Consider the following 1922-nt stretch of genomic DNA (forward strand, 5'->3'; position numbering starts at 1 on the left):
TTTGTATGTCGGGTATGTTAATGTGCTATCAAGATGAAATGTTCTTGAGTTCACCCAGTTGACAGGAAGAACTAGCAATTGGCAAGGGTGTTGTGGGTGACTGCAAATCTGAAGAAAGCCATCAGCAAAGTCATCGTTCTAACGAACAGAAACTTGATATAAGGCTTACTAGTGGGGGGAACCGAGCAATGGATTGGGAAAGCCCGAAAGTCAATCGTAACCACTTAGAGTAAATCAAGTAGGACGTGACGAAAGTATGTTATCTTATCCCGAGATATCTCATCATCTGTTGTACAAAACAACAAACTGAGCGGAGACAATCAGCTAAAGGAGATGAGAAGTCAGCAGAGGACATAGTATTTCTGTATTTTTTTTTACAGAGAGAAGGTCTGAATCAATTAATTAAAGAAGCAGTCGGATAAGACTTTTACCTATGGAGTACCAGCAACAGATAGCTTACCAACGAGATATGTTTGTAGAATATAAAAAGGAGGCTATTGGTCAATCTGCAAATCGTAAAGACGTAAACGGAACGATAACAACATTGACGGAACAAATAGGTAAAGAGATGAATCAAGGACGAGTCTTTACAGGAGAATTAATCTGTATTGTATGCTCTGCAGATAACTTGAACAGAGCCCTACAAGCAAGTGAAAAAGAACAAGGGCGTAGCAGGAATAGATAAGGTTCCAGTAGGAGATTTTTCTGCCTGGTTTGCAAAAGAAGGAGATGAGTTAGTGAACCAGATACTTCGGGGTGAATACCTTCCCTCGGCTGTAAAAGCAGTAGAAATACCTAAGCCCAATGGAGGTGTACGCCATTTGGGWATTCCAACGGTAAAAGACAGAATTATCCAGCAGGCAATTTCTCAGGTTTTAACCCCTATTTATGAACAAGTATTTTCAGATCACAGCTATGGTTTTCGTCCGAAACGTAATGCACAGCAAGCTATAAAACGGGCAAGTAGTTACGTTACAGAGGGAAGATACGTGGTTGTAGATATGGATATGAAGAGTTTCTTTGATGAAGTTAATCACGATAGGCTAATGTATCGTTTATCAAACTTAATCAAAGATAAGGCACTTCTAAAGCTTATACGCAAATACTTGCAAAGTGGGGTCATGATTGGTGGCTTAGTTCATCAACGCCTGAAAGGAACACCTCAAGGAAGTCCACTTTCTCCACTCTTATCCAATATTGTTTTAGATGAATTGGATAAGGAAYTTGAAAAGCGAGGACATTACTTTGTTCGATATGCCGACGATTTCAGCATTTTTGTTCGCAGCCAAAGAGCAGGCGCAAGAGTAAAGGAATCTGTTAGTTCATATCTCACAAGCAAACTCAAGTTAAAAGTCAATGAACAGAAAAGTCAGGTTTGCAAAAGTAGCGAGACCAAATTTTTAGGTTATACTATACTCGATTCTGGTATGATTGTCATAGCCAATCAAAGTATCGTTCGTCTAAAGATGAAAATAAGAGAAYTAACCAAAAGAAACARTGGTGTTAGCTTCGAAAAAGTAGTTTCGGAGTTGACACGAATTCTTCGAGGTTGGTTAAATTATTTTCACATCGCTAAATGTAAAAGTCTTTTGCGTAACCTAGATGCATGGATACGTCGAAAATTACGATGTTACCGTCTGAAACAATGCAAGCGAGCCATAACGCTTAAACGATTTTTGAAAAGTTTGGGAGTTCCCAATTGGCAAAGTTGGATTTTAGCCCTTTCGGGTAAAGGGTGGTGGCGGAAATCGGGTTGTCCGCAAGTTCATCAAGCTATGAACCTAAAATGGTTCGAGGATTTAGGTTTGTTTAATATGTCGATTAAATACGCACTGTTACAAAATTAATTTGAAACCGCCGTATACGAGAGTACGTACGGTGGTGTGAGAGGGCGGGGGAGTAATCCCCCAACCTACTCGATT

At 39.7% G+C, this 1922-nt stretch carries 2 protein-coding genes; both read left to right on the forward strand.

The genetic code is table 11. The features are described 5' to 3' along the window. Positions 1-433: 433 nt before the first annotated feature. Positions 434-685: a hypothetical protein gene (locus tag EMN46_RS18435; RefSeq protein ID WP_154202484.1), complete on the forward strand. Its 252-nt coding sequence runs from the start codon at positions 434-436 to the stop codon at positions 683-685. Further along, positions 651-1847, forward strand: coding sequence for a group II intron reverse transcriptase/maturase (gene ltrA, locus EMN46_RS18440; RefSeq protein ID WP_368667581.1), 1197 nt, complete (start codon positions 651-653; stop codon positions 1845-1847). Before EMN46_RS18435 ends, ltrA begins: the two co-directional genes overlap by 35 nt. Positions 1848-1922 lie beyond the last annotated feature (75 nt).

The sequence above is a fragment of the Ancylomarina sp. 16SWW S1-10-2 genome (assembly GCF_009669305.1).
Classification (GTDB): domain Bacteria; phylum Bacteroidota; class Bacteroidia; order Bacteroidales; family Marinifilaceae; genus Ancylomarina.